Source organism: Vibrio sp. 661 (assembly GCF_033339315.1).
GTDB classification, from domain to species: domain Bacteria; phylum Pseudomonadota; class Gammaproteobacteria; order Enterobacterales; family Vibrionaceae; genus Vibrio; species Vibrio alginolyticus.
This window is the reverse complement of record NZ_JAWOUJ010000135.1, coordinates 1-1,045: the sequence shown is the minus strand read 5'-3', so window position 1 is coordinate 1,045 and position 1,045 is coordinate 1. Positions and strand designations below refer to the sequence as shown.

1 protein-coding gene is annotated in these 1,045 nt (G+C 45.8%); it reads right to left on the bottom strand.

Annotation, left to right across the window (positions count from 1 at the left end; genetic code table 11):
• A partial coding sequence (locus R7P69_RS25220) for an EAL domain-containing protein (protein ID WP_318121832.1) occupies positions 1–1,045 on the bottom strand: 1,045 nt, incomplete at both ends.

Here is a 1,045-nt window from a genome sequence, read left to right as displayed (position 1 = left end):
AAGAGTAACCCGTACCAAAGTCGTCAATCGCAATTTGAATGCCCTCTTGGCGAATCTGCTCTAACGCAAACGCGTGTTCTTCATCCTGCTCGAAATACGCAGTTTCTGTTAACTCAATAGTCACCAGTTTTGGGTTTACATCGCTGGCTTTAATCAAATCGAGCGATCGCTGGAGAACTTGCAATGAATCCAGCTTGGTATTCAACGAGCGATTAATAGAAAGTCCGATATTTTCGCCATAGATTTTTTGCAAATGTGGCCACTGCTTCAGCGCGGTTTGGCAAACAACGTCATCCAGCGCAGCGATCAACTCCAGGTCTTCAATGATGGAAATCATCTCTTGCGTGCTGTACTCGCTGTTTTCGTGATAGAAGCGCGCTAATGCCTCAAACTTCACCACATTGCCGGTTCGCGTTTCAATAATTGGCTGAAAATACACATCCACCAGCTCACTTTCAATTTGGGTTTTCAGGAACGTTTCCAAATGCTGACGTTTCACCAACTCGGCGTGAAGTTCACTGTTGTAAAAGTTGAAGTAGCCGTTTTCTCCGGCTTTCGAAGACACCATCGCTTGCGCCGCATGAGCAAGTGCCTGTTTTGGATTGTTGGTGTCATACCCAAGAACAGAAACCCCGGTTTGCCCTTCCACAATCGTAGCGTGCATTTTGTTTCCCATTTCACTTCTCAGCTCAGAAAAGAAACCTTTCATGGCTATTTGAATCAAGCGCAAGGGGCTCAACCACTGACAATGTGGCGTTTGTAAACAGACCACAAAGACGTCTCGCGATAACTGTCCCGCAATGCTGGTGTAGCGACTACGCATGATAAAGTCCGCAAAACCTAGCTGTTGTTCCAACATGCATTTCTGGGCAAAGTTCGGTCTTAGCGTCATCACGATATTGAGGTCTTTGTGACCACTTTCGTTTGCGAGGTTATCCAATTGAAGTTCGAATTCATCTCTGGTTGGCAAAAATGCCGACCAGTCTTGCACTTGCTCACAACGATTTTTCATCCACAAAAGGGAAGCCGAGATATCCGTTGAAAA